This window comes from Streptomyces sp. NPDC028331 (assembly GCF_055565775.1).
Map to the genome: position 1 here is coordinate 401,564 of NZ_JBVHTR010000004.1, position 21,985 is coordinate 423,548.

General features: G+C 72.1%; 23 protein-coding genes and 2 pseudogenes. 11 read left to right on the plus strand and 14 right to left on the minus strand.

The features are described from left to right. Positions 1 to 84 precede the first annotated feature (84 nt). Positions 85 to 759, minus strand: coding sequence for a hypothetical protein (locus tag ACZ4SW_RS07840; protein WP_468239315.1), 675 nt, complete (start codon positions 757 to 759; stop codon positions 85 to 87). A 219-nt stretch (positions 760 to 978) separates the two neighbouring features. Beyond that, positions 979 to 1,833: a glycerophosphodiester phosphodiesterase gene (locus ACZ4SW_RS07845; protein ID WP_468239318.1), complete on the minus strand. Its 855-nt coding sequence runs from the start codon at positions 1,831 to 1,833 to the stop codon at positions 979 to 981. Positions 1,834 to 2,448: 615 nt separating this feature from the next. Here ACZ4SW_RS07845 and proP point away from each other — a divergent pair. Together proP and ACZ4SW_RS07855 are read left to right on the plus strand one after the other, a co-directional pair. After that, on the plus strand, positions 2,449 to 3,822 hold the full coding sequence (gene proP, locus ACZ4SW_RS07850; RefSeq protein WP_468239320.1) for a glycine betaine/L-proline transporter ProP: 1,374 nt from the start codon (positions 2,449 to 2,451) through the stop codon (positions 3,820 to 3,822). A 293-nt stretch (positions 3,823 to 4,115) separates the two neighbouring features. Beyond that, complete coding sequence (locus ACZ4SW_RS07855) at positions 4,116 to 4,790, plus strand: O-methyltransferase (RefSeq protein WP_468239321.1); 675 nt, start codon at positions 4,116 to 4,118, stop codon at positions 4,788 to 4,790. A 14-nt stretch (positions 4,791 to 4,804) separates the two neighbouring features. On the opposite strand, the gene ACZ4SW_RS07860 is transcribed toward ACZ4SW_RS07855, so the two are convergent. Beyond that, positions 4,805 to 5,200, minus strand: coding sequence for an FHA domain-containing protein (locus tag ACZ4SW_RS07860; protein WP_468239322.1), 396 nt, complete (start codon positions 5,198 to 5,200; stop codon positions 4,805 to 4,807). A gap of 119 nt (positions 5,201 to 5,319) precedes the next feature. Between ACZ4SW_RS07860 and ACZ4SW_RS07865 the strand changes: the two genes are divergently transcribed. Beyond that, entirely contained in the window at positions 5,320 to 5,739 is a 420-nt protein-coding gene (locus ACZ4SW_RS07865; protein ID WP_468239325.1) for a DnaJ family domain-containing protein, read from the plus strand. A gap of 96 nt (positions 5,740 to 5,835) precedes the next feature. On the opposite strand, the gene ACZ4SW_RS07870 is transcribed toward ACZ4SW_RS07865, so the two are convergent. Together ACZ4SW_RS07870 and ACZ4SW_RS07875 are read right to left on the minus strand one after the other, a co-directional pair. Beyond that, positions 5,836 to 6,378: a hypothetical protein gene (locus ACZ4SW_RS07870; protein WP_468239328.1), complete on the minus strand. Its 543-nt coding sequence runs from the start codon at positions 6,376 to 6,378 to the stop codon at positions 5,836 to 5,838. Between the two features lie 5 nt (positions 6,379 to 6,383). Then, positions 6,384 to 7,058, minus strand: coding sequence for a hypothetical protein (locus ACZ4SW_RS07875; protein WP_468239331.1), 675 nt, complete (start codon positions 7,056 to 7,058; stop codon positions 6,384 to 6,386). 172 nt (positions 7,059 to 7,230) lie between these two features. Between ACZ4SW_RS07875 and ACZ4SW_RS07880 the strand changes: the two genes are divergently transcribed. Beyond that, positions 7,231 to 7,722, plus strand: a complete 492-nt coding sequence (locus ACZ4SW_RS07880; RefSeq protein WP_468239334.1) for a GNAT family N-acetyltransferase — start codon at positions 7,231 to 7,233, stop codon at positions 7,720 to 7,722. Between the two features lie 44 nt (positions 7,723 to 7,766). On the opposite strand, the gene ACZ4SW_RS07885 is transcribed toward ACZ4SW_RS07880, so the two are convergent. After that, the gene (locus ACZ4SW_RS07885) at positions 7,767 to 9,902 is read right to left on the minus strand and encodes an MDR family MFS transporter (RefSeq protein ID WP_468239336.1); all 2,136 of its coding nucleotides are present in this window, start codon (positions 9,900 to 9,902) and stop codon (positions 7,767 to 7,769) included. A 189-nt stretch (positions 9,903 to 10,091) separates the two neighbouring features. Between ACZ4SW_RS07885 and ACZ4SW_RS07890 the strand changes: the two genes are divergently transcribed. Beyond that, positions 10,092 to 11,267, plus strand: a complete 1,176-nt coding sequence (locus ACZ4SW_RS07890; protein ID WP_468239339.1) for a peptidoglycan-binding domain-containing protein — start codon at positions 10,092 to 10,094, stop codon at positions 11,265 to 11,267. Positions 11,268 to 11,319: 52 nt separating this feature from the next. On the opposite strand, the gene ACZ4SW_RS07895 is transcribed toward ACZ4SW_RS07890, so the two are convergent. Then, positions 11,320 to 11,979 (minus strand): HAD-IA family hydrolase, encoded by a 660-nt coding sequence (locus ACZ4SW_RS07895; RefSeq protein WP_468239342.1) that lies wholly within the window; start codon positions 11,977 to 11,979, stop codon positions 11,320 to 11,322. A 196-nt stretch (positions 11,980 to 12,175) separates the two neighbouring features. Next, a complete protein-coding gene (locus ACZ4SW_RS07900; protein WP_468239345.1) occupies positions 12,176 to 12,757 on the minus strand; it encodes a TMEM165/GDT1 family protein in 582 nt (193 codons plus the stop codon). Between the two features lie 409 nt (positions 12,758 to 13,166). On the opposite strand from ACZ4SW_RS07900, the gene ACZ4SW_RS07905 reads away from it, so the two are divergent. The 3 genes from ACZ4SW_RS07905 (at position 13,167) to ACZ4SW_RS07915 (ending at position 15,610) form a co-directional block, all read left to right on the plus strand. Further along, positions 13,167 to 13,811, plus strand: coding sequence for an HNH endonuclease family protein (locus ACZ4SW_RS07905; RefSeq protein WP_468239348.1), 645 nt, complete (start codon positions 13,167 to 13,169; stop codon positions 13,809 to 13,811). Positions 13,812 to 14,314: 503 nt separating this feature from the next. After that, complete coding sequence (locus tag ACZ4SW_RS07910; protein WP_468239351.1) at positions 14,315 to 14,767, plus strand: DoxX family protein; 453 nt, start codon at positions 14,315 to 14,317, stop codon at positions 14,765 to 14,767. 243 nt (positions 14,768 to 15,010) lie between these two features. Beyond that, entirely contained in the window at positions 15,011 to 15,610 is a 600-nt protein-coding gene (locus ACZ4SW_RS07915) for a DedA family protein (protein ID WP_468239354.1), read from the plus strand. Here the strand turns inward: ACZ4SW_RS07915 and ACZ4SW_RS07920 are convergent. From ACZ4SW_RS07920 to ACZ4SW_RS07930, 3 genes are all read right to left on the minus strand, one after another. Further along, entirely contained in the window at positions 15,582 to 15,833 is a 252-nt protein-coding gene (locus ACZ4SW_RS07920; protein ID WP_468239357.1) for a DUF2277 domain-containing protein, read from the minus strand. The genes ACZ4SW_RS07915 and ACZ4SW_RS07920 overlap by 29 nt on opposite strands. Positions 15,834 to 15,889: 56 nt before the next feature. Further along, a complete protein-coding gene (locus tag ACZ4SW_RS07925) occupies positions 15,890 to 16,477 on the minus strand; it encodes a hydrolase (RefSeq protein WP_468239359.1) in 588 nt (195 codons plus the stop codon). A gap of 111 nt (positions 16,478 to 16,588) precedes the next feature. Beyond that, positions 16,589 to 17,038 carry a MarR family winged helix-turn-helix transcriptional regulator gene (locus ACZ4SW_RS07930; protein WP_468239362.1) on the minus strand — a complete coding sequence of 150 codons (450 nt, stop codon included), beginning with the start codon at positions 17,036 to 17,038 and terminating at the stop codon, positions 16,589 to 16,591. Between the two features lie 234 nt (positions 17,039 to 17,272). Here ACZ4SW_RS07930 and ACZ4SW_RS07935 point away from each other — a divergent pair, with 234 nt between their 5' ends. From ACZ4SW_RS07935 to ACZ4SW_RS07945, 3 genes and pseudogenes are all read left to right on the plus strand, one after another. Next, positions 17,273 to 17,626: a hypothetical protein gene (locus ACZ4SW_RS07935; RefSeq protein WP_468239364.1), complete on the plus strand. Its 354-nt coding sequence runs from the start codon at positions 17,273 to 17,275 to the stop codon at positions 17,624 to 17,626. 84 nt (positions 17,627 to 17,710) lie between these two features. Next, positions 17,711 to 17,932, plus strand: a pseudogene (locus ACZ4SW_RS07940) (sortase domain-containing protein); the annotation flags it as partial. A 518-nt stretch (positions 17,933 to 18,450) separates the two neighbouring features. Then, positions 18,451 to 19,320 (plus strand): response regulator, encoded by an 870-nt coding sequence (locus ACZ4SW_RS07945; protein ID WP_468239366.1) that lies wholly within the window; start codon positions 18,451 to 18,453, stop codon positions 19,318 to 19,320. Positions 19,321 to 19,631: 311 nt separating this feature from the next. Here ACZ4SW_RS07945 and ACZ4SW_RS07950 read toward each other — a convergent pair. The 3 genes and pseudogenes from ACZ4SW_RS07950 to ACZ4SW_RS07960 all read right to left on the minus strand — a co-directional run. Then, positions 19,632 to 20,396, minus strand: a pseudogene (locus tag ACZ4SW_RS07950) (beta-ketoacyl synthase N-terminal-like domain-containing protein); the annotation flags it as partial. After that, on the minus strand, positions 20,318 to 21,541 hold the full coding sequence (locus tag ACZ4SW_RS07955) for a beta-ketoacyl-[acyl-carrier-protein] synthase family protein (RefSeq protein ID WP_468239369.1): 1,224 nt from the start codon (positions 21,539 to 21,541) through the stop codon (positions 20,318 to 20,320). The pseudogene ACZ4SW_RS07950 and the gene ACZ4SW_RS07955, both read right to left, overlap by 79 nt. Next, a complete protein-coding gene (locus ACZ4SW_RS07960) occupies positions 21,534 to 21,812 on the minus strand; it encodes an acyl carrier protein (protein ID WP_468239372.1) in 279 nt (92 codons plus the stop codon). Before ACZ4SW_RS07960 ends, ACZ4SW_RS07955 begins: the two co-directional genes overlap by 8 nt. Between the last annotated feature and the right edge of the window lie 173 nt (positions 21,813 to 21,985).

Here is a 21,985-nt window from a genome sequence, read left to right on the forward strand (position 1 = left end):
TGACCGACTCCGTCACCCACCGACGTGCCCTACCGGGTTCGGAATCCGGTAGGGCCGTGGGAGATCGCGAATCTTCTCGATGGATCAGCCTTGGACGACGAACGTCTTGGCCTTACCGGAGCGCTCGGAGCAGGACCGCTTCTCCTCAGCGGTCATCTTCCTGGACTTGACGACCACCGCGTTGCTCTGACCGTCCGTCCCGTTCGGGGCAGGCCCGGTGATCACATCGGGGACGAACCAGAAGTAATGACCCCACTTCCGGTTGTCGTAATGGGTCTGCCACGTGCCGGAGACGGTCTGCATCACCTGCGCCCGGGAGATCCAGCCGACTTCGCCGGGCTTCACCGTCATGTTGACGGAGCTGGACTCCGAGTGCGTGCTCGACCAGGTGTGACTGTAAGTCGCCGTTACGCTGAGGTCGATGATTCCCGCTATCTTGCCGCCGGCGGTCACGGATACGCCCGCCGAATCCGTGGAACCGACGGTGTCGGACCAGGTCATCGACTGGGTGGCCGGCGAGGTGCTGCAGTTGTAGAGCGAGTCGGAGACCCGGTGGAAGTCTCCGAGATACGCATGCCCCAACTGTGGATCGTTGAAGGAGCACTTCCCTTCGCCGGAGTCGCAGTCGGCTATGAGCTGTGCCCGGGTGGGCTGGTCATCGGCCGACGCCGGAACGGCTACCGCCGCCACCACGCCCAGCGCAGACGCTGACAGCGCCAGCATCCGTCCGACGCAGCGCATCCTGCGGTTGTTCGCCATACATGTGCCTTTCACTGTGCATGAGGGGGGTCGACGATCACGGGAAGAGCGATCGAAGTCACCCGCGATCACCGCCTGTTGCGATCTACCGGACGCAACAACTGACTTATCTACATCACCGGTTGACGAAATCCCAGCCTCATGGACGACGCGGGAGACGTCGATCAGACGGACGTCAGCGTCATCGAGGCGGTGCGGGATCGCCTCGCGCAGCCACGGTCACTTGGGAGCGCAGTGGTCTTTCCGCCACTGGAAGAACCGATCGGCAGTGTTGGTGATGACGCCGTCGACGCCCCACGATGTCGCGCGCTTCCATTTGCCGGCGCCGTCGACCGTCCACACGAACGTCTGGACACCGGCCGCGTGGAGCCGGCGCACCACGTCGGGGTGCGCCTTGAGGCTGTTGAAGTTCACCGCATACGCGGAGAGGGAGAACTTCCGCGCCGTCGCCACGGGGTCCGCGTCGAGCTTGTCCCGGAGCAGGGCCGGTTTCATCTTGTACGGGGAGGCCGCCACGTGGCGCACGATGTCCTCGTCGAAGGACTGGACCACGGTGCGGTCGGTCATTTTGGCCTCGGAGACCAGCCGGAGGACCCGGTCGACCACCGCGGGCGTCTGCGGCCCCTTGATCTCCAGGAGGAACCGAACCGGCAGGGCCTTGACGGCGGTCAGCGCCTGACGCAGCGTCGGGACGTGTCCGCCGCCCTTCACCGTCAGCCGGGACACCTGCCGCGCGGTGAGCTGGTCGATGCGGCCGGTGCCGTCGGTGGTGCGGTCCACGGTGGGGTCGTGCATGATGACCGGCTCGCCGTCCTTGGTGACCTGCACATCGGTCTCCACGTAGTCGGCTCCGTGAGCCGCTGCCGCTTCGAAGGAGGCGATCGTGTTCTCCGGTGCGCGCCGAGGGGAGCCGCGATGCCCGATGACACGGGTACCGGAGCAGTCGGCGGTGGGCGTCTTCTGCGGCTCGTGAGCCGTCGGCGTCCCCGAGGTGCGGCCGGTCAGCGCGGCGACGCCCAAGGTCGCGACCGCCGCCGTCGCCACCGCGAGCGGCAGCACATATCTGCGACGCACTGCGGGACGGGCCGAGCCGGACGTACTGCGCCGTCCCATGTACGCGATCCCCCGTGAAAGAACGTTCAGTGAAGCGATGAACTTCGCGATCTTAGCCGACCGTTCACAGGCACCACACAGGGCTCCCGGCGACTCCCTCCTCAGTTGAAGTCCGCGTCCGTTTTGTCCGCATGACGACGGGTGTACGGGCGGTCCGGTTCCTACGCAGGGCGCGAGATGGATCACAGGACGGGCGGCGGGCGGTGGCTCGCGGCGGGGCCGTCAGACCTGGACACGGCGCCTTTTCGCGCTCTGTGCAGCGGGACGACTACTGTCCGCTATGACGGCAAGTTCCCTTATGGTCGTTTTTCGGCTCGCCTTTGCGGCAAGCCTTGTACCTGTAGCTGGTCCTGGCCCATCGCCGTGCCAGACCCCAGGGCCCAGCCCGTGGCCGGACGTACCGGCCGTCGGCGGCCGGCCTTTCGGCCCCGCCCCGTGGCTTCGCGGCCCACCCTGACCGGCCCGGTCGGCCGCTGCGGCCGATCACCGGTCCGCCGTACGAGACGCAGCACACGCACGCCCCGTACAACGGCGGGCCCCGCCCCTGTCCCCGTCGAAAGGTAGGCGAGCGAACCTTTGTCGGCTGCCACAGTTGCCGCTTCCCGTTCCACCCCCTTCCCCAAGAAACCCGACGCCACCGTCACCGAGCCGGCCCTGGTGAGGCGGGCCGTGCAGGCCGCCGCGCTCGGCAACGCCATGGAATGGTTCGACTTCGGCGTCTACAGCTACATCGCGGTCACGCTGGGCAAGGTGTTCTTCCCGTCCGGCAGTTCCACCGCGCAGTTGCTGTCCACCTTCGGCGCGTTCGCCGCGGCGTTCCTGGTCCGCCCGCTCGGCGGCATGGTCTTCGGACCGCTCGGCGACCGTATCGGGCGCCAGAAGGTGCTCGCCATCACCATGATCATGATGGCGATCGGCACGTTCTCCATCGGCCTGATCCCGTCGTACTCCGCGATCGGCGTCGGCGCGCCGGTCCTGCTGCTCGTGGCCCGGCTGGTGCAGGGCTTCTCCACCGGTGGCGAGTACGCGGGTGCCTCCACGTTCATCGCCGAGTACGCCCCGGACAAGAAGCGCGGCTTCCTCGGAAGCTGGCTGGAGTTCGGCACGCTCGCCGGCTACATCGGCGGTGCGGGCCTGGTCACCCTGATGACCGCGCTGCTGTCCTCCGCCGACCTGGCGTCCTGGGGCTGGCGGATCCCGTTCCTGATCGCCGGGCCGATGGGCGTCATCGGGCTCTACCTGCGGCTGCGCCTGGAGGAGACCCCGGCGTTCGCGGCCGAGGTGGAGAAGGCCGAGACCAACCGGCCCAAGGTGCCGCTGCGCAAGATGATCACCGGCCAGTGGAAGGCGCTGCTGCTGTGCATCGGCCTGGTGCTCGTCTTCAACGTCACCGACTACATGCTGCTGTCGTACATGCCGAGCTACCTGACCAGTGAGCTGAAGTACGACGAGACGCACGGACTGCTGGTCGTGCTCGCCGTGATGGCGCTGATGATGATCGTGCAGCCCTTCGTCGGCGCCCTGTCCGACCGTGTCGGCCGCCGTCCGGTGATCGCGGCGGGCTGTGCCGGCTTCCTGTTCCTGTCCGTCCCGGCCGTCCTGCTGATCCGCCAGGGCAGCCTGCTCGCGGTCGCGCTCGGCATGGGCGCGCTGGGTCTGCTGCTGGTCTGCTTCACGGCGGCCATGCCGTCCGCGCTGCCGGCCCTCTTCCCGACCCGGGTCCGCTACGGCTCGCTGTCCATCGGCTTCAACGTCTCGGTGTCGCTGTTCGGCGGCACGACCCCGCTGGTGGTCACGGCGCTGATCGGCGCGACCGGGAACATGATGATGCCCGCGTACTACATGATGGCGGCGGCCGTGATCGGCGGTGCCGCGGTGTGGTTCATGGCGGAGTCGGCGGGCCGCCCGCTGCCGGGTTCGGCACCGTCGCTGGAGCGCGCGGAGCGCTGATACGGCCCACTGCGACGGGCGCCTCCGTCGTGCCGCCGGGGACTTCGGTCCGGCGGCGCGGCGGAGGCGTTCGCGCGAGGGAGCAGGCGTTCGCGCGAGGAGCAGGCGTTTTCGCGGGGAAAGCGGGCAGAGCCGCCGGGCGTCCAGGCGCGCTCAGCCGGTCGGTGACACCGCTCCACCGGGTGGCCCGTCACCCGACCGGGGGAAATCCGCTGACACGGCACCCTCCTCTGGCTATATTCGTTAGCGAGCCTAGTTAGGCCATCTAACCAGCCGGATGAAAGGCATGGTGCATGACCACAGCGCAACAGCTCTGGGACGACGTCGACGCCTACTTCACGGACCTGCTCGCCCCCGAGGACGAGGCGCTCACCGCGGCCCTGCGGGACAGCGACGCGGCGGGCCTGCCGCACATCAACGTGGCGCCGAACCAGGGCAAGCTGCTCCACCTGCTGGCCCGGATCCAGGGGGCGCGCCGCATCCTCGAGATCGGCACGCTCGGCGGGTACAGCACGATCTGGCTGGGCCGCGCCCTGCCCGCCGACGGCCGGCTGATCACCCTGGAGTACGAGGCCAGGCACGCCCAGGTCGCCCGCCGCAATCTGGAACGGGCGGGCCTGGACGGGATCACGGAGGTGCGCGTGGGCCCGGCGCTGGAGTCGCTGCCCAAGCTGGCCGAGGAGCAGCCGGAGCCGTTCGACCTGGTGTTCATCGACGCGGACAAGGTCAACAACCCGCACTACGTCGAGTGGGCGCTGAAGCTGACCCGCCCCGGCAGCCTGATCGTCCTCGACAACGTGGTGCGCGGCGGCCAGGTCACCGACGCGGGCAGCGAGGACCCGAGCGTGCGGGGGACCCGGGCCGCACTCGAACTGATGGGCTCGCACCCGAGGTTGAGCGCGACAGCGGTGCAGACGGTGGGCAGCAAGGGGTACGACGGGTTCGCGCTGGCCCGGGTGGTGGGCTGACTCCGTGGCGGCCGTCAGGCCTCGTGGTAGAAGCCCACGTTGACGCTGCGGGGGGCGGTGCGGTCCTGGATGACCAGCTCACCGGAGGCGCCCTGCGGGAGCCTGGCCGTGCCGCCGTAGGGCAGCGGCTGGGCGGGGTGTCCGGCGAGGGTGAGCAGGACCTCGGAGGAGGGGTCGGGCTGGGAGCCGCGCAGCCAGGTGACCTGCCAGGCGCCGTCCGCGGCGTACTGGAACTCCAGGTGGACCCGGGAGACGAACAGCCAGTCGTCGGGGGTCGCCAGCCGGCACACGGACTTGTCCCGGCCCACCCGCAGCACTGCGCCCGGCTCACTGGGCGCGTCGGCCATCTGCATGCCGGCCGTCGCCCCGGCGTCCGCCGCGGAGACCGAGGCCATGGTGAGTTCGAGCACGTGCGCTCCTTCTGGGTGCGGCGGTTGAAGTGTGCTGCGGTCCGGCCCCGTTGGCGTGCCGCGCCGGAATGATAATTCGCCCGATCGCCCCGCCGGGGGACCTCGCGCACAATGAACCCATGACCGAACGCAAGCCGCCCGGCGTCAGCTTCGAGTCGTTCGCCGACAAACAGATCCGTGACGCCCAGGCACGAGGAGAGTTCGCGAACCTCCCCGGTGCGGGCGAGCCGTCTGAGGCGGTCAGTGACACGGCGTACGACGACCTGTGGTGGATCAAGCGCAAGATGGCCCGCGAGGGGATCTCGGTCCTGCCGCCGACGCTGGCCCTGCGCAAGGAGGCGGAGGACACGCTGACGGCGGCCGCCCAGGCGCCGTCGGAACGGGTGGCACGGCGATTGATCGAACAGTTGAACGCGAAGATCCGCGACATGATGTTCAAGCCGCCGCCGGGCCCTCCGCTGGGCCTGAAGCCCTACGACGTGGAGGCGGTCGTCCGGGAGTGGCGCGAGCGCCATGAGGGGCGCGCGGGAGCGGGCTGACAGGCGCCCACGGCGAACCGACACGGTGACGCACAAAGCGGGGCCGGCCCGGTGTGTCGTCCGGGCCGGCCCCGCTCGCCGGGTCGCCGGTGCCGCTCACATGCTCAGCAGCCGCTCCGCCGTAGCCCGGTAGTCCCGCAGCGCCAGTCGTAGCTGTTCCGTGTCGGCCGTCGGGTGGCTCGCGTCGCCCGTCTCCTGCCAGGACGCCTTCAGGGTGCGGCGCCGGGAGGTCACGGCCTCGGCGAGGCGCGAGGCGACCTCCTGGACCACCTGGTCCGCCTCCTCCACGGCCTCCTTGGGCCGGTCGACGAACCTGCCGACCGCGTGCTGCAACCGCAGCTCGAACTTGTCGCACTCGTCCCGCGGCAGCAGCCGGGCCTCCCGCGAGGGGCCCGCAGCGGCCGGCCGGGACTCGGCGGTCTCGGGCCGGAACTCGGCCGCCGACCGGGGCTCACCCGTCCCGGGCCGGTACTCGCCCGCCACCGGGGACTCCCCCGCCTCCGGCCGGAACTCGGCGCCCGGCCGGCCCTCACCCGACTCGGGCCGGAACTCCGCCGCCGACCGGGGCTCTCCGGTGTCGGGCCGACGCCCCGTCGCTTCCGGGCGTTCGGCGGCGCCGCCCGGTGTCCATTCCGTCATCACCCTCAACTCCCCTTCACATGCTGCCTGTGGAACGCCCACGGCAGACGGGACTGCCCGGTGCTGCCGGCGGCGTGCCGGGGCGTCTTCTCCGTGGGGCCGGCCGACTGCCGGCGCGGGGGTGCCACCAGGTCCTCGAAGAGCGCACGCGCCTCCAGCATGGCCTCGCGCATCTCCTCGGTGTCCGAGCCGTCCGCGGAGATGCCGGTGTCCGGGGTGTGTGCGGCCCGGTGCAGCCGGCGGTAGCCGTGGACGTGGTGGGCGTGGTGCACGGACAGCGCGTCGAGCTGCTCCTCGTAGCGCGTGCCGTCCGGGAAGCCCCGCACGCCCGCCAGCTCGGCGAGCAGCCGGTCCGCTTCGGCCACCGCCTCACCCGGGGAGTCGACGAAGCGCTCCTGCGCGGCCGCCCAGCGCGCCGCGTACCGTTCGCGCTCGGCCGGCTCCAGCGGGTGCTCGTGCAACGCGCCGTACCTCTTCAGCCGCTCGGTCAGCTCGCGCTCCGCGGCCTTGGTGTCGCCGTCGTGCCGGGCCACGGTCCGCTCGTACTCGGGCCCGAAGCGGCGCTTCAGGCCCCGCCCGCCGACCGCGCCCCTGGCCCTTGGGGACACCGCGGCCGCGCCCGCGAGGGCGGCCGCCACGATCACGATCACGATCAGAGCGATGATCCAGCCTGTGGACATGGGTGCCTTCCGGGGTTGCCTTCAGGTCTCACGGCCCGGCGGGCCGTCTCCCGCCCGGGTTGCCCGGACGGCGGCCCCCAAACGAGCCCCGGGTCCCGGCACCGCCGGAAGACCGGAGGGCCCGCGTAATTCGTTTGCGCGCCCCTGTCGGCCCCTCCCGAGAATGTTCGGCATGAGCTGGACCATCGCCCCCGAACCCTTCGACTCCCCGGTCGCCGCCGCGCTGTGGCGGGCGTACTACACGGAGGTCAGCGACCGCTGGTACCTGCTGCACGAGGGGCGTCGCACGGACCCGGACGAGCTGGAGCGCGAGATCGCCGCCGACACGGGCGACTACCTGGCGCCGCCCGGCGGCCGGCTGCTGGTCGCCCGGTATGACGGCGAGCCCGTCGGCACCGCGGGCGTACGCCTGATGGATCCCGCGACGGCCGAGCTCAAGCGGGTCTTCGTGCACCCGGACGTACGCGGCAAGGGCGGGGCCCCGCTCCTGGTGACCGCCGCGGAGGACGCGGCCCGGGCGCTGGGCGCGGCGAGGATGGTCCTCGACACCCGCAACGACCTGGTGGAGGCCCGCACCCTGTACGCCCGCCTCGGCTACGAGGAGACGGCCCCGTACAACGACAACGACTACGCGGAGCACTGGTTCGCCAAGCGGCTGACCTGAGCGCGGGTACGCGGCAGGCCACGTTCGCCCCGTCGCAACGCGCCTCAGACGGCCCGTCCGTACGGCCGTGGTGGCGGCGACCCGTCGTGCGGGCGTTCCGCGTCCGAGCCGCACAGCTCCGCGTTCAGTTCCTGGACCAGCTTGATCAGGTCGGTCGGGCGGTCGGGGCCCCACCAGTCGCCCAGCAGTTCGGCCAGGGACTCCTCACGCGCCTCGGCGAGACGGTCGGCCACCTCGCGGCCCTGTTCGGTCAGGACCAGGTCGATCCCCTGGCGCACGGCGAGGCGCCGCTCCTCCACCTGCCGTGCCGCGGCGAGGATGACGTGCAGCGGGACGGAGCTGCGCTCGGCGAGCAGCGCCGGCTCGGCCCAGCCGTACTTCCTGATCCGCAGCAGCAGCCAGCTCGTCGCGGGCAGCAGGTCGTACCCGGCCCGCCTGGTGATCTTCTCGTAGATCTGCCGGCGTCCCTCCCGGGAGCCGAGCAGGGACAGTGCGCGGCCTGCCTCCTCGTACGACGAACGGTGCACCGGGTTGCTCGCCAGGGTCTCCGAGACGTCCGGTGCCGTGACCGAGCCGCGCAGCCTGTCCTCGCGCAGGAACCAGGCCAGGACGAAACCGAGGAGGGCGACCGGGGCCGCGTAGAGGAAGACGTCGGTGATGGAGGAGGCGAACGCGTGCAGGACCGAGGGCCGTACGGCGGGCGGCAGGGCCGCGATGCCGCGCGGGTCGGCCTTCAGGGCGCCCGGGCTGACGCCCGGCGGGAGCGGATGCCCGGCGAGCGCGGCCACGAGCTTGTCGGCGAGGCGGTTCGCGAAGACCGTGCCGAAGACGGCCACGCCGAACGAGGCGCCGATGGAGCGGAAGAAGGTGGCGCCGGAGGTGGCGACGCCCAGGTCCTCGTAGGCGACGGCGTTCTGCACGATCAGCACGAGCACCTGCATGACGAGGCCGAGACCGAGGCCGAAGACGAAGAAGTAGCCGCTCATCTCGGCGGTGCCGCTGTTCTCGGTGAGCCGGTGCAGCAGGAGCAGGCCGATGGTGGTGACGGCGGTGCCCACGATCGGGAACACCTTCCAGCGGCCGGTGCGGCTGACGATCTGTCCGGAGGCGGTGGAGGACAGCAGCATGCCGGCCACCATCGGCAGCATGTGCACACCGGACAGGGTGGGGCTGATGCCGTGGACGATCTGCAGGAACGTCGGCAGGTACGTCATCGCGCCGAACATCGCGAAGCCGACGATGAAGCTGATGACGGCGGAGAGCGTGAAGGTGCGGACGCGGAACAGCTTCAGCGGCAGGACGGGCTCGGCGGCGCGGCGTTCGACGGCGAGGAACGCCACGAGCAGCACGGCGCCGAGGGCGGCCAGGCCGGCGATCTGCGGCGAGCCCCAGGCCCAGGTGGTGCCGCCGAGCGAGGCGACGAGGACCAGGCAGGTGGCGACGGAGGCGATGAGGAGGGTGCCGAGATAGTCGATGACGTGCCGTTCGGCCTTCCGTGGGATGCGCAGGGCCGTGGCGATGACGGCGAGGGCGACCACGCCGACCGGCAGGTTGACGTAGAAGACCCAGCGCCAGCTCAGGTGCTGGGTGAACAGACCGCCGAGCAGCGGGCCGAGGACGCTGGTGGCTCCGAAGACGGCGCCGAAAAGACCCTGGTAGCGGCCCCGCTCCCGGGGCGGGACGATGTCGCCGACGATCGCCATCGACAGCACGATGAGCCCGCCGCCGCCGAGACCCTGCAGGGCCCGGAAGCCGATCAGCTCGGGCATGTTGCGCGCCATGCCGCACAGGGCCGAGCCGATCAGGAAGAGCACGATCGCGGCCTGGAACAGCTTCTTGCGGCCGTACTGGTCGCCGAGCTTGCCCCACAGCGGGGTGGCCGCGGTGGAGGCGAGCAGATAGGCGGTGACCACCCAGGACAGGTGCTCCAGTCCGCCGAGGTCGCTGACGATGGTGGGCAGCGCGGTGGAGACGATCGTCTGGTCGAGGGCGGCCAGAAGCATGCCGAGCAGCAGTGCGCCGATGGAGACGAGGACGCCGCCGCGCACGCTGTCGCCGCCGGGCGTGCGGCGTGCGGCGGAGGAGCCGCCGGTGCCGGTGCCTGCGGCGGCGCCGGGTAGGGCCGGCTCCGTGGGCCGCGTGTCCTCTCCCGCCGCCCGGCCCTGGGTGTCATCCGTCATGAAGGCCTCCCGTGGACGGTCGTACGACCTCCGGTGCGCTGTCGTCCATCGTGCACTCTCATCGTGGTGGGTGTGACCCGTTATGGCCTGTTGAGTCCTGATGGGAAGGAGGAATTCCGGGGGCTGCCGGGAGATTCCGTGAGGGAGATCTGCATAATTCCTGGAATTCGGCGGGGAGGGGACCCACGCGTGAACGGACCGAACGGACAGGCCTGCCCGGAGTGCGGGGCGCCGCGGCGCGGGGACGGCACGCCGTCGTGCGGGTGCACCCGACGGGCGGCCGAGGCACTCCAGGAGGCGCGCACGGCGGAGGCGGCTGCGGCGGAGGACTTCGATCCGCTGCGGATCAGGCCGTATGTGGAGCTGGGGGACGAGACGGTACGGCTGGGGACCGTGCCGGAAGGGCCGGACGCCGCTGCCGTACCGGGAGCGGCGGACGCGACGACGCGGCCGGGTGCCGCGGCGGAAGGCCCGGACGCCGCTGCTGCACCGGAGGAGACGGACGCGACGGCACGGCTGACCGCCGTACCGGGAACCCCGGACGCCATGACACGGCCGGCCGCCGTACCGGAAGACCCGGAGGCGACGGCACGGTTGACCGCCGTACCGGGAACCCCGGACACCACGGCACGGCCGGCCGCCGTACCGGGAACCCCGGAGGCGACGGCACGGTTGGGTGCCGTTCCGGACGGGACGGCGCTTCTGCCGGCCGTGCCCTCCGTCGAGGAACAGGCCGCCTCCGTTCCCCCGGACGCCGAGCCGCGGAGCTGGCGCCGACGGCGCGCCGCCCTGCTGGCCACGGGCGGTGCGCTGGCGACGGTCGTGGCTGCGGCGGGCTTCGCGAGCGGGCTGTTCTCCTACGAGCCCCCGAAGCGGGACGGCGCGCTGCCCCAGGAGATCCGGGCGAGCGTGCCGGAGTCGCCGTCGCCGGACGGCACGTCGGCCCCGGCGACCACGGCGTCCGTGGCGGCGCCCGCACCGAGCAGGAGCCCGTCGCCGAGCGCGAGCCCGTCGCCGTCGCCCTCCCCGTCGAGCGCGTCCCCCACGCCGTCCGCGTCGCCGACGCCCAGCGGCACGCCGACGAGCGCGCCGGCCAGTGCCACGGCGTCCCCCGGCACGAACGCCCAGCCCCACCGCGGCGCCTCGGTCCTCCGCCCCGGCGACCAGGGCCCGGACGTCACGGAACTGCAGCTCCGGCTGCGCCAAGTGGGCCTGTACCTGGGCCCCGCGAACGGCACCTACGACGCCCAGGTGGAGAACGCGGTCCGCAGCTACCAGATCAGCCGGGGCATCAAGGGAGACGAGTCCGGGGTGTACGGCACGGCGACGAGAACGAGGCTGGAGTCGGAGACGACGAAGCCGTAGCCCACGGCCACCGCCGCACGGCTGCTGTCGTCACAATCCCCCGGTGGGGCCGTCAGGCCAGGCGGAGCCGGATCGAGCCGTCCCCCGCCGTCTCCACCCGCACCCCGGTCAGGTCCCGGACCAGGGCGTCCGGCCCGTGCAGTCCCGCCCTGGGACCGACGCCCACCACCCGCATCCCCGCGGCGCGACCCGCCGCGATGCCCGCGCCCGAGTCCTCGAAGACCACGCAGTCCTCCGGGTCGAGACCCAGTTCCGCGGCGCCCTTCAGGAAGCCCTCGGGGTCGGGCTTGCTCGCGCCGACCGACTCGGCGGTGATCCGCACCGGCGGCAGCTCCAGACCCGCCGCCGCCATCCGCGCGGTCGACAGGGCGACGTCGGCCGAGGTCACCAGCGCGTGCGGCAGCCCGCGCAGCGAGTCCAGGAACGCCCGGGCCCCGGGGACCGCCACGACCCCGTCCATGTCCGCGGTCTCCTCGGCGAGCATGCGGGCGTTGTCCGCCAGGTTCTGCTCCACGGGCCGGCCGGGCAGCAGCAGCGCCATCGACGCGTGCCCCTGCCGCCCGTGCACCACCTTCATCACCTCGTCGCCGTCCAGCCCGTGCCGGTCGGCCCAGCGGCGCCAGATCCGCTCGACGACGGCGTCCGAGTTGACGAGGGTGCCGTCCATGTCCAGCAGGAGGGCGCGGGCGGTGAGCACGGTGGTGGCCGTCATCGGCAGCTCCAAGACGCGGCGGGGGCGTACGGGTGCGCCCGGCAGGGACAAGGCGGCCCCGCCCGCCGGTCAGGGGAAGCAGGCGGGAGCCACTTTGTTCCTCCACGGTACAAAACTGTCCGGGATCCCGCCAGCGCCCCCACCAAGACGTCACCGGCCGTTCGCCGCCCGGCCACACCCGCCGGGCTCGGCGACGTCACCGGGCCACGGCCTCGTACAGGCTCCACGCCCCGAGCGCCAGCATCACCAGCGCCGCGATCTTCGTGATCAGACCCAGCGGCACCCGCTTCATCAGCGCCTTGCCGCCCACGATGCCGAGCCCCGCGACGGCCCACAGCCCCAGCACCGCCCCGAGGCCCACGGACAGCGGGTCGTCGTAGCGGGCCGCGAGGTTCGCCGTCATGATCTGGGTCAGGTCGCCGAACTCCGCGACCAGGATGAGCATGAAGCCGGTGCCGGCCACCTTCCAGAAGGACTGGTCCTCCGGCTTGCGGATCTCCTCCTCGTCGTCCCCCTTCTTCAGCAGCAGCATCGCCGCACCGCCCAGGAACAGCACCCCCGTGAGCGCGTGCACCAGCCGCTGCGGCAGCAGGGTCAGCGCGCTGCCCGCCGCGACGGCGAGCACGACGTGCAGCGTGAAGGCGGCGGCGACACCGGTGAAGACGTACGAGGCGCGGTAGCGCGTGCCGAGGACGAGTCCGGCCAGGGCCGTCTTGTCCGGCAGCTCGGCCAGGAAGATGACGCCGAAGACGAGCGCCAGGACGGTGATGCTGATCAAGGTTCCTCAATCGGTCGGGGCCGCCCCGCCGAGAGTGCTGTGAACGCTGCGACACCTCGGCACGGCAGCACACGGATCGCCCGCCGCCGTACGGCACGGGCGTGCACTGCTTGCCGAAGGTCTCGCTGGCCGACCCCTCGTCGAGGTCCGCCTCCGGGCGCCGGCTCAGCCGAGCTGAGCAGTGTGTCGACGGTCCGGCGAAGAGCTACTCCCCTTCTGCGCCGCCCATCGTACGGGACGGCACGACCCACACCAAAGGGCGCGGGTCACACGACCGGCCTCCCCCGTCCCCTTGTCGTGTCATGTTCGCGTCATTAACTTCTTACCGAACACACACCAGGAGGCAACGCACCCCCGCGAGCATTCACTCGCTCACGCCCCAACATCCCCACCCCACAAGGAAGTTGCCATGCCCAAGGTCTACGCGCGTCGACGCGTCAGCATACTCGTCGCTCTTACCGGACTCATAGCCTCGGTCGGACTCTTCAACAGCTCGACCGCCTCCGCCGCCCTCCCCACCCCGGTCAGCGCCGCCACCGCCCGCAGCTACCTCGCCTCGCTCACGGTGGCCGCCGAGAACCGCACCGGCTACAGCCGCGACCTGTTCCCCACGTGGATCACCATCAGCGGCACCTGCAACACCCGCGAGTACATCCTCAAGCGCGACGGCTCCAACGTCGTCACCGACTCCTCCTGCGCGGCCACCAGCGGTAGCTGGTACTCGCCCTACGACGGCGCCACCTGGTACGCCGCCTCCGACGTCGACATCGACCACCTCGTCCCGCTGGCCGAGGCCTGGGACTCCGGCGCGAGCAAGTGGACCACCTCGCAGCGCCAGGCGTTCGCCAACGACATCACCCGCCCCCAGCTCCTCGCCGTGACCGACAACGTCAACCAGGCCAAGGGCGACCAGGACCCGGCCACCTGGGTGCCGTCCCGGTCGGCGTACGTGTGCACCTATGTCCGTGCCTGGGTGCAGGTGAAGTACTACTACGACCTCTCCGTCGACTCGGCCGAGAAGAGCGCGCTGCAGAACCACCTCGCGAGCTGCTGAGCCCACTGGGCCCTTCCACGGCAGGGGGCGGCTCACGACGGAGTCGGAGTCGCCCCACCGGCGCCCCGCGAGAGGCCGGACCGGATCGTACGCGTCCGCACACGCATCGGGGTGCGGGCGCCGGAGTCCCGCTCCCGGCGGCCGGCGGCCGGACGCCCGACCGACTCGTTCCGGCCGGACGGTCGCCCTCCGCGCACACCACGGACTACCCGACCCGAGTCCGGACGCAACAGCGCCGCCTCGCAATCTGATGCGTCATCAAGTTCTCTGCGTGCTGGGCAATTTGAGTTGTGCCGAAGCATCACCGGACGCCCGCGCGAGGGTTCCGGCGCACCCGTGCGCGGCGCTGCGCAATCGCGACCGCAGGCGAAAAGGACCGGCCATCCGACCCGATGTTGAACTTGCAAGTATTAGTTAGGGCTGCCTAATGTGTGGGCTCACTCGGTTCACGTCCCCAGACCGGCCCGTTCGCGGACCGGAACCAGACCGAAGGAGCCCCCCACATGACCACACGCCTCAACCAGGCACAGCCCTACGCCATCGGGCTGTTCCGCATCGTCGTCGGCCTGCTCTTCGCCTGCCACGGCGCCGCCTCGCTGTTCGGCGTCCTCGGCGGCGCGGCGGGCACCAAGGGCGGCACCGTCGCGACCGGGGCCTGGCCCTTCTGGTACGCCGCGGTGATCCAGCTCGTCGCCGGCGCCCTGGTCCTGGTGGGTCTCGGCACCCGCGGTGCAGCGTTCATGGCGTCCGGCTCGATGGCGTACGCGTACTTCGACGTGCACCAGCCCAACGCCCTGTGGCCGATCGAGAACGGCGGCGAGCTGCCGGTGCTCTTCTGCTGGGCCTTCCTGCTGCTGGTCTTCACCGGCTCCGGAGCGCTCGGCCTGGACCGCCTGCTCGCCGCCCGGTCCGCGGCCGGCGAGAAGCAGCGGTCCTCGGAGCCCGTGGCGGCCTGAACCAGTTCGTAGCGAGCTCCCCGTCGAGCTCCGGGAGGACGACGGCGCCCGATTGCGGGCGCCGTCGGCGTGTCCGGTTCCCGGCGAACGCCCCGTCGGGTGCGGCCACCGTCCCGGCAGCCCCCGCCGTACCCTCCGTCACTCCGGCCGCGTACTCTGTACGGCTGTCAAAGGCCGCTCCTGCCGCTCCCCAGCGACATCGCGGCACGTGGTTGCCTCTGGGGAGTCGTACGGGGAGTTCCGGTGATGGAGAGTGTGGGGTCGCTGGCCGGTGGCCCCTGGATCTACCCCGCGGTGGCCGTGTCGGTCCTGCTGGACGTCTTCCTGCCGTTGCTGCCCAGCGGCGTACTCGTGATCACGGCGGCGACGGCGGCGGCCGCCGGTTCCGCCGTCGGCCGGGTGCCGGACATCGTCGGGCTCACGCTGTGCGCGGCCACGGCCTCGGTGCTGGGCGACCTGGTGGCGTACGGCCTGGCCTGGCGGGGTGGTGAGCGCCTGGACCGCGCCATCGCCCGGTCCCGCCGGCTGACGACCGCGCAGGAACGCCTCGGTGCGGCACTGGCGCGCGGCGGCGGCGGGCTGGTGATCGTCGCCCGGTTCGCACCCGCGGGCCGCTCGCTCGTCTCGCTCGGCGCGGGCGCCGCCCACCGCCGGGCCCGTGAGTTCCTGCCCTGGTCGGCGCTGGCGGGCATCGCCTGGGCCGTCTACAGCGTGGCCCTCGGCTACCTGGGCGCCCAGTGGCTCGGCGCGAGCTGGCTGGCGACCGGTGTCTCGGTCGCGGCCCTGTTCGCAGGGGGCGTGGGCGCGGCCTGTCTCATGCGCCGCCCGGCACCGCGGAAGTAGCCTCCCGCGACCGCCCGCCGCGCACCTCGAGGCCGGCGAGCAGTTCCGCGGTCGCCGCGGCGACCGCGTCCACCGCGTGCTCGAACACCTCGCGGTTGTGGGCGGCCGGGGCGCGGAACCCGGAGACCTTGCGCACGAACTGGAGCGCGGCGGCGCGGATCTCCTCCTCGGTGGCCTCTTCGGGCAGGGCGGGCGGGCGGAGCGTCTTGATGCTGCGGCACATGACTCCAGTGTGGCCCCCTCGCCCCGCGGGGCGAGGGGGTTTCTGCGTCTGCCGCGTCAGACCGCGTGGGTCTTGGCCAGCAGTTCCAGGATCTCGGCCGTCGTGCCGGACTCGCCGAGGCGCGGGAAGATCCGCTCGACGCTGTTGCGGTGCGCCTCGGGGTCGGCGTCGGCCATCGCGTCGGTGGCGAGCGTGACGTGGTAGCCGTGCTCGTACGCCGCCCGTGCGGTGGACTCGACGCCGATGCTGGTGGCGATGCCGGTCAGCACGATCTGGGTGACGCCGCGGCGGCGGAGCAGGACGTCGAGGTCGGTGCCGTGGAAGGCGCCCCAGTTGCGCTTGGTGACGAGGAGGTCGCCGGGGTGGCCGGAGAGTTCGTCGACGACGAGGTCCCAGCCCTCGGGGAAGGAGCGGGCGCCGCGCTGCTGCTCGGTGCGCCCGGGGACGGCGTCGGAGCCGTCGGCGGCGAAGGAGACCCGGACCAGGACCACCGGGAGGTCCCGGGCCCGGAAGGCGTCCGCGAGTTCGACGGTGCGGGAGACCACCTCCGGACCGGTGTGGGGCCGGGTGGGCATCCCGACGATGCCGTTCTGAAGGTCGATCACGACGAGGGCGGTGCGCGGGTCGAGCGTGGTGAGAGCCATGGGGGCCTTTCCGGGGGGTGAGGGGTGAGGGTGTCTTCTACCGGGAGCGGTCGAGCAGGGTGGCCACCGGAAGCAGGACGGATCCCGCCGTCGTCGAGAGGAGTTGCGGCGTCAGGGCCGGGTCAGCCGTTCCAGCAGGGACAGCGCGGCGAGGACGGTCTGCCGCTCCTGCTCGCTGTAGCGGTCCTGCAGGGCACGGGCGAGCCATTCCTGCCGGGCCTGCCGGTCGCCCTCGACGCGCTCCCGGCCGGCCTCGGTGAGGGTGACCAACTGGCGGCGGCCGTCGTCGGGGTCGGGGCTGCGGCGGATCAGGCCGTGCTGTTCGAGGACGGCGAGGGTGGCCGCCATCGACTGCGGGCGCACGCCCTCGGCGGACGCCAGGGTGCTGGCGGTGGCGGCGCCGCCCTTGCTCACCAGGGTCAGCGCGGACACCTGGGAGGGCGTGAGGTCGTCGTCCCCGGCGACCTCACGGATGCGGCGCCGCAGCCGGCTGAACACCACCCGCAGGTCACGGGCCGCACGGGCGGCGGACTCGGAGACGCCTTCAGGGTCCTGATCCATGTCTGCACTCTAGATTCGACAGGCTGGGCTGTCCAGTTGAAACTGAGCAGGTTGCCTGAAGGGGTCGTCGGTCGCCTGCGTCGGCCGCGCGCCCGCGGAAGCCCGGTCCGTGACGCGCCGCAGCGGGTCCGTGATCCCTGAGAGCAGGCCGTGATCTACGTGACGGACATCCGTTCGAGTGAACGGGGAGGAGAGGGTCGCCTTCGAAAATCGAACAGGCGTAGCATTGCCCTCGTGGCTGCGACCTATGACTTTCCGAGTGACCTCCTGGCCGGTCAGGAGGAGTTGCATCAGGTCCGGGCCGAGCTCCTGGCCCTGCTGAAGCGGCTGCCGTGGTCGGTGGAACCGCTGGACGGATTCAGCGACGACACCGGCTGGCGCAAGGTGGAGCGGCCCGCCTCCCCGGGCTGGTCCGAGGACGAACAGGCGGAGGTGGAGAAGCTCCGCCGACGTGAGCGGGAACTCGCGGTGTTCGTCTCCTGCCACCGCTTCTGGGACGAGGTGGCGCCCGAGGACAGGGTGGACGCACGGACGCGTCTGAAGCACGTGCACGAGGACGAGGAGAACGACGAGGAGAAGAGGGACTGAACGACAAGACCCCCGGCCGGACGGCCGGGGGTCTCCTCCTGCGCTCGGCCACCCCTTGCAGCCGGGGATCGGCCTCGGGGCGCAGAAGGGCAGCACATCGAGGTCGACCGGCGGGACGGCCGCGTCGCGGTGTTCACCGTGGACGCCGTCGAGGTGTACACGGCGACGGACTTCCGCGACGACAAGGTGTACGGCGCCGCCGCGCGGCCCGAACTGCGGGTCATCACCTGCGGCGGCGGCCACTCACGCGCCTCCGGCTGTCAGGGCGGCGTCGTCGTCTTCGCGCACCTGACGGGCAGCCGATGAGCCCGTCGCCACCGTCTGCGGCGACGGCGGGACCGGGCTCCGGGGCAGACCTCGTCACTTACGGTAGGCAAGCGTTGACAAACAGGCCAGCCAGTTTGCTACCGTCCGAACGTCCCGTCATGAGAGTCGGTCCCCGGAACCAGGCCTGTCCTCTGAGGAGCCTCATGGACGTCTGCCCGAGCGCCATCTGCCCGGCGTGGAGCGGACGTCGGGCCCTGACGACCGGCGGGACAGTGCTGCATCCTCACGTTCTTCCACGCTCAGCGGCGCGCGTGCGGTCGGGGTGGGTGCGACCACCGGACATGTGCGTCGCGGTGCGCCGACAACGGTGTCGGGTACGTCGGCGGTGGGCGGAGGCGAAGCCCTCCGGCCGGTGCGCCAGGTGGTCGGTCACGGACGCCGACGGAGCGTGGGAACGATGAGCGGCCACTTACGGAGGGTGTGCGGCCGGATCACGGCTGCCGCGCGGACTTTCGCCCCTCCCGCGACGCCAGACCGTGATCATCAGGGGCTCTTGGATGACATCGCCAGCAATACGCATCGTCATAGCGGACGACCACACCCTCGTCCGTGACGCACTCAGTGAACTGCTGAGCGCCCAGGACGGGATCGCCGTCGTCGGGCACGCGGCGTCCTGCACCGAGGCGGTCCGGGTAGTGCGCGTGCTCCGGCCCGACCTGGTTCTGCTTGACCTGCGCATGACCGGTCGCCGGGGACGCGAGGCGGTACGGAGCCTGAGGCGGGCGGCCCCCGCCACCCAGGTGCTGGTCCTGTCCGCCCGCCGCAGCCCCCGGGAGACCCGGGACCTGCTGGCGGCGGGGGCCGGCGCCTGTCTGCACAAGGACGTCGGCCGCGGCGAGCTGCTGCGCTTCATCGACACCGTCCGTCAGAGCCGCTCCCTCGCCACCCCGTCGCCGCCGCCCCTGGACGGCCTGTGCCTGACCGCCGCGGCGCCGGCGGAGTCCCGGCCGACGGCCGGCTTCTCGTTACGGGAGCGCCAGATACTCGCCTACGTGGCCTCGGCGATGAGCAACCGTCAGATAGCGGCGGCCCTCGGCGTCACCGAGGGCACGGTCAAGCGGCACCTGCACAACGTGTACCGCAAGCTCGGCGCGGTCTCCCGGGTCGACGCCGTCAACAAGGCCGCGGCAGCGGCCCTGCTCCCCGACCGGCCGTCCCCGGCAGCGGAGGCCGGCCGTACGCCCACGGTCGTCGCCGCGGCCGTACGGCCGGCCGGGTCACCGCCCCTTTCTCAGGTGACCGTCGGCGGACGCCGCAGCAGCGCCGCCGCCACCGAGCCGTCCGCACCGGCCGACGTCACCAGACCCCAGCGGGCCCTGCCGGGCGCTGCCTCCTCCTCCCAGAAGCCGAGAAGAGCGGCCAGCTGAAGGGCGGCGCCGGCACTGTGGGTCTCGCCCAGCACGTCCTGCGCCCGCAGCACCACGGGGCGGCAGCCGTCCAGGGCGCGGTCCCGGCCTCGCGCCTCGACCGCCGGCCAGCCGCGCAGTCCGGTGGCGCCGGCCGACACGACCTCCACCTCGCCGGGTGCGACGCCGCCGGCCGCCAGGGCGCCGGTCACGCAGCGGGCCAGCGCCTCGGCCACCGCTGCGGGACCGTCCTCGGGCGGGGCGAACCCGGTCTCGCAGGCCAGCAGTTCCGCCGCCGCTCCGTGGGCGCCGCTGCCGCGTTCCAGGACGAACGCCGCGCCGCCCTCGCCGATCGGGTGCCCGTCGGGCGCTCCGGCCCGGTGCCAGGCCCAGGCGGTCTGCGGGCTCACCTCCTCCATGGCGCCGGCCAGCACGCGGGTGGCCTGGCCGGTGAGCAGGGCGTTGCGCGCGTACCGCAGCGCCGACAGGGCGGAGATCCGGCTGCCGGCCAGGCTGGCGTTGACGCCGGTGAACCCGTGGCGCATCGCGACCTGGCTCGCGGCCTGGTTGAGCAGGATGCCCGGGAAGAGCGCCGGGCTCACCAGGTACGGCCGTTCCTGCTCGTAGGTGTCGCGGAAGAACTCGCTGACCGCGCGGGCGCTGCCGGTGCTGGTGCCCAGGACCACCCCGGTGGTGGACCGCTCCTCCTCGGGCACCGGCTCCGCCAGGCTGCGCAGGGCCAGTTCGCAGGCGGTCATGCCCAGCACGGCCGTACGGCTGAGGCTGCTCAGTCCCTTGCGCCCCAGGTACTCGCGCGGATCGAACTCCGGCACGGGCAGCAGGCGCAGCGGCGGCAGCGGCTCGCCGGCCGGCTCGGTGACCGGTTCGGCGGCCTCCGCGGTCCGGGGCGGCAGCGTCCCGGTCCGCAGCGCCTCGTTGAGCACCTTGCGGCCGACACCGGCCGGGCTGAGCACCCCGTAGCCGGTGATGGTCACGACGGTGGACAGGTCCCGGTCCGTCACTGCGGCCTCCCCAGGATGACGATGGCGTTGTTGCCGCCGAAGGCGAAGCCGTGGTTCTCCACGGTCCGGGGCCACGCCTGCCGGGCCTCGCCTGCGACGCAGTCCAGTCCGGGCCCCAGTGCCGGATCCGGTGTCCGGACCGTCGCGGTGGGCGGCAGGAACCCCTCGTGGAGGGCCGCACAGCAGGCCAGGGCACCGAAGCCGCTGGCCGCTCCCATGGTGTGCCCCAGCATCGACTTGATGGAGCTCATGGGAGGGACACGGTCGCCGAACACCTCCCGGACCGCGGCCACTTCGGTGGTGTCGTTGGCCCGCGTCCCGGTGCCGTGCGCACAGATGTAGTCGATCTCGTCCGGCTTGACGCCGGCGTTGTGCTGGGCGCGGCGGATGCACTCGGCGATGCCGTCGCGGTCCGGCTGGGTCGGATGCCGGGCGTCGCAGGTGAGGGCGTAGCCCAGCACCTCGGCGTAGACGCGGGCTCCTCGGGCCTGTGCGCTGTCCCAGGACTCCAGGACCAGCGCGACCCCGCCCTCGCCGGTGAGGATGCCGGCCCGTGCCTCGTCGAACGGGCGGCAGGCGTCGGGGGCGATGGCGCCCAGGCGGTGGAAACCGGCGTGGGTGGCGCGGTTCACCGCGTCGGCGCCGCCCACCACCATCACGTCGGCACCGCCGCCACGGATCTGGTCGAAGCCGTACCCGAGGGCGTAGTTGCTCGCCGCGCAGGCGGTGCCGAACGTCTGGGCCTCGCCGTGCAGCCGCAGCTCGGTGTTGACGGCTGCCGCGATGCGGTCGGCCGGTGCCTGCGCGACGAGGCCGGGGTCCATCCCGGCGAGGCCGCGCTGAAGCCACTGTTCGGTCAGCTCCTGGAAGACGCGGGCCTCACCGTTGGTGGTGCCCATGGCGCTGCCCGCCCGGTGGGCGGACAGCTCGGCCGGGTCCCATCCGGCGTCCCGTACCGCGAGGCGGGCGGCCGCGGCGGCGAACTGGCTGCTGCGGCCCCAGCGTCGCGGGTCGAGGCGCTCCAGGTGGTCCTCCGGAACGAAGTCGTGGACCTCACCGGCCTGAGTGTGGTCGAAGCCGGAGGCGTCGAAGGACCGGATCGGCGAGATGCCGCTGCGGGCGGCCCGCAGGGAGTCGATGAACGGCCGGGCGCCGATGCCCAGGCTGCTCACCGCGCCGAGTCCGGTCACGACGACGCGGCGCGGCGCCGTCTCAGACACGCGCTGCCTCCGCGGACGGCTGGTGACGGGCCACCAGGTCGTAGGCCGCCGTCAGGTTCTCCAGGTCGACCAGCTCCTCCTGGGGTATGCGGACGCCGAGCTGCCGCTCGAAGCGGGAGAAGATCTCGATGGCCATCAGGGAGTCGGCGCCGAGGTCCTCGAAGCTCTTGTCCTCGGCGAGGTCCTCGACCGGGACCTCCAGGACGTCCGCGACGATCTCCCGGACCCGGGTGCGCAGTTCGGAGGAGAGCGACGACGTCAGGTCGGACATGGTTGTTCCCTTCTCTGTGGGTCCTAGCGGCTTCTCCGCGGATCCCCGCTGATCTCCGCGGATCTCCGCGGATCTCCGCGGCTTCTCTGCGGACGGATGCGATACGGCACGCGCATGGCGGGCAAAGGCCAGGCCGGGACCGATTCCGGGATTTCCTTCCATCCCTTCGGTTC

Excerpts from the sequence above, each read along its gene's own strand:
- ACZ4SW_RS07870 (WP_468239328.1), bottom strand. The coding sequence starts at position 6,378 with ATGACGGAATGGACACCGGGCGGCGCCGCCGAACGCCCGGAAGCGACG.
- ACZ4SW_RS07895 (WP_468239342.1), bottom strand. The coding sequence starts at position 11,979 with ATGACGGCCACCACCGTGCTCACCGCCCGCGCCCTCCTGCTGGACATG.
- ACZ4SW_RS07925 (WP_468239359.1), bottom strand. The coding sequence starts at position 16,477 with ATGGCTCTCACCACGCTCGACCCGCGCACCGCCCTCGTCGTGATCGAC.
- ACZ4SW_RS07960 (WP_468239372.1), bottom strand. The coding sequence starts at position 21,812 with ATGTCCGACCTGACGTCGTCGCTCTCCTCCGAACTGCGCACCCGGGTC.
- ACZ4SW_RS07910 (WP_468239351.1), top strand. The coding sequence starts at position 14,315 with ATGACCACACGCCTCAACCAGGCACAGCCCTACGCCATCGGGCTGTTC.
- ACZ4SW_RS07880 (WP_468239334.1), top strand. The coding sequence starts at position 7,231 with ATGAGCTGGACCATCGCCCCCGAACCCTTCGACTCCCCGGTCGCCGCC.
- ACZ4SW_RS07865 (WP_468239325.1), top strand. The coding sequence starts at position 5,320 with ATGACCGAACGCAAGCCGCCCGGCGTCAGCTTCGAGTCGTTCGCCGAC.
- ACZ4SW_RS07905 (WP_468239348.1), top strand. The coding sequence starts at position 13,167 with ATGCCCAAGGTCTACGCGCGTCGACGCGTCAGCATACTCGTCGCTCTT.
- ACZ4SW_RS07840 (WP_468239315.1), bottom strand. The coding sequence starts at position 759 with ATGGCGAACAACCGCAGGATGCGCTGCGTCGGACGGATGCTGGCGCTG.
- ACZ4SW_RS07875 (WP_468239331.1), bottom strand. The coding sequence starts at position 7,058 with ATGTCCACAGGCTGGATCATCGCTCTGATCGTGATCGTGATCGTGGCG.
- ACZ4SW_RS07885 (WP_468239336.1), bottom strand. The coding sequence starts at position 9,902 with ATGACGGATGACACCCAGGGCCGGGCGGCGGGAGAGGACACGCGGCCC.
- ACZ4SW_RS07930 (WP_468239362.1), bottom strand. The coding sequence starts at position 17,038 with ATGGATCAGGACCCTGAAGGCGTCTCCGAGTCCGCCGCCCGTGCGGCC.
- ACZ4SW_RS07920 (WP_468239357.1), bottom strand. The coding sequence starts at position 15,833 with ATGTGCCGCAGCATCAAGACGCTCCGCCCGCCCGCCCTGCCCGAAGAG.
- ACZ4SW_RS07855 (WP_468239321.1), top strand. The coding sequence starts at position 4,116 with ATGACCACAGCGCAACAGCTCTGGGACGACGTCGACGCCTACTTCACG.
- ACZ4SW_RS07945 (WP_468239366.1), top strand. The coding sequence starts at position 18,451 with ATGACATCGCCAGCAATACGCATCGTCATAGCGGACGACCACACCCTC.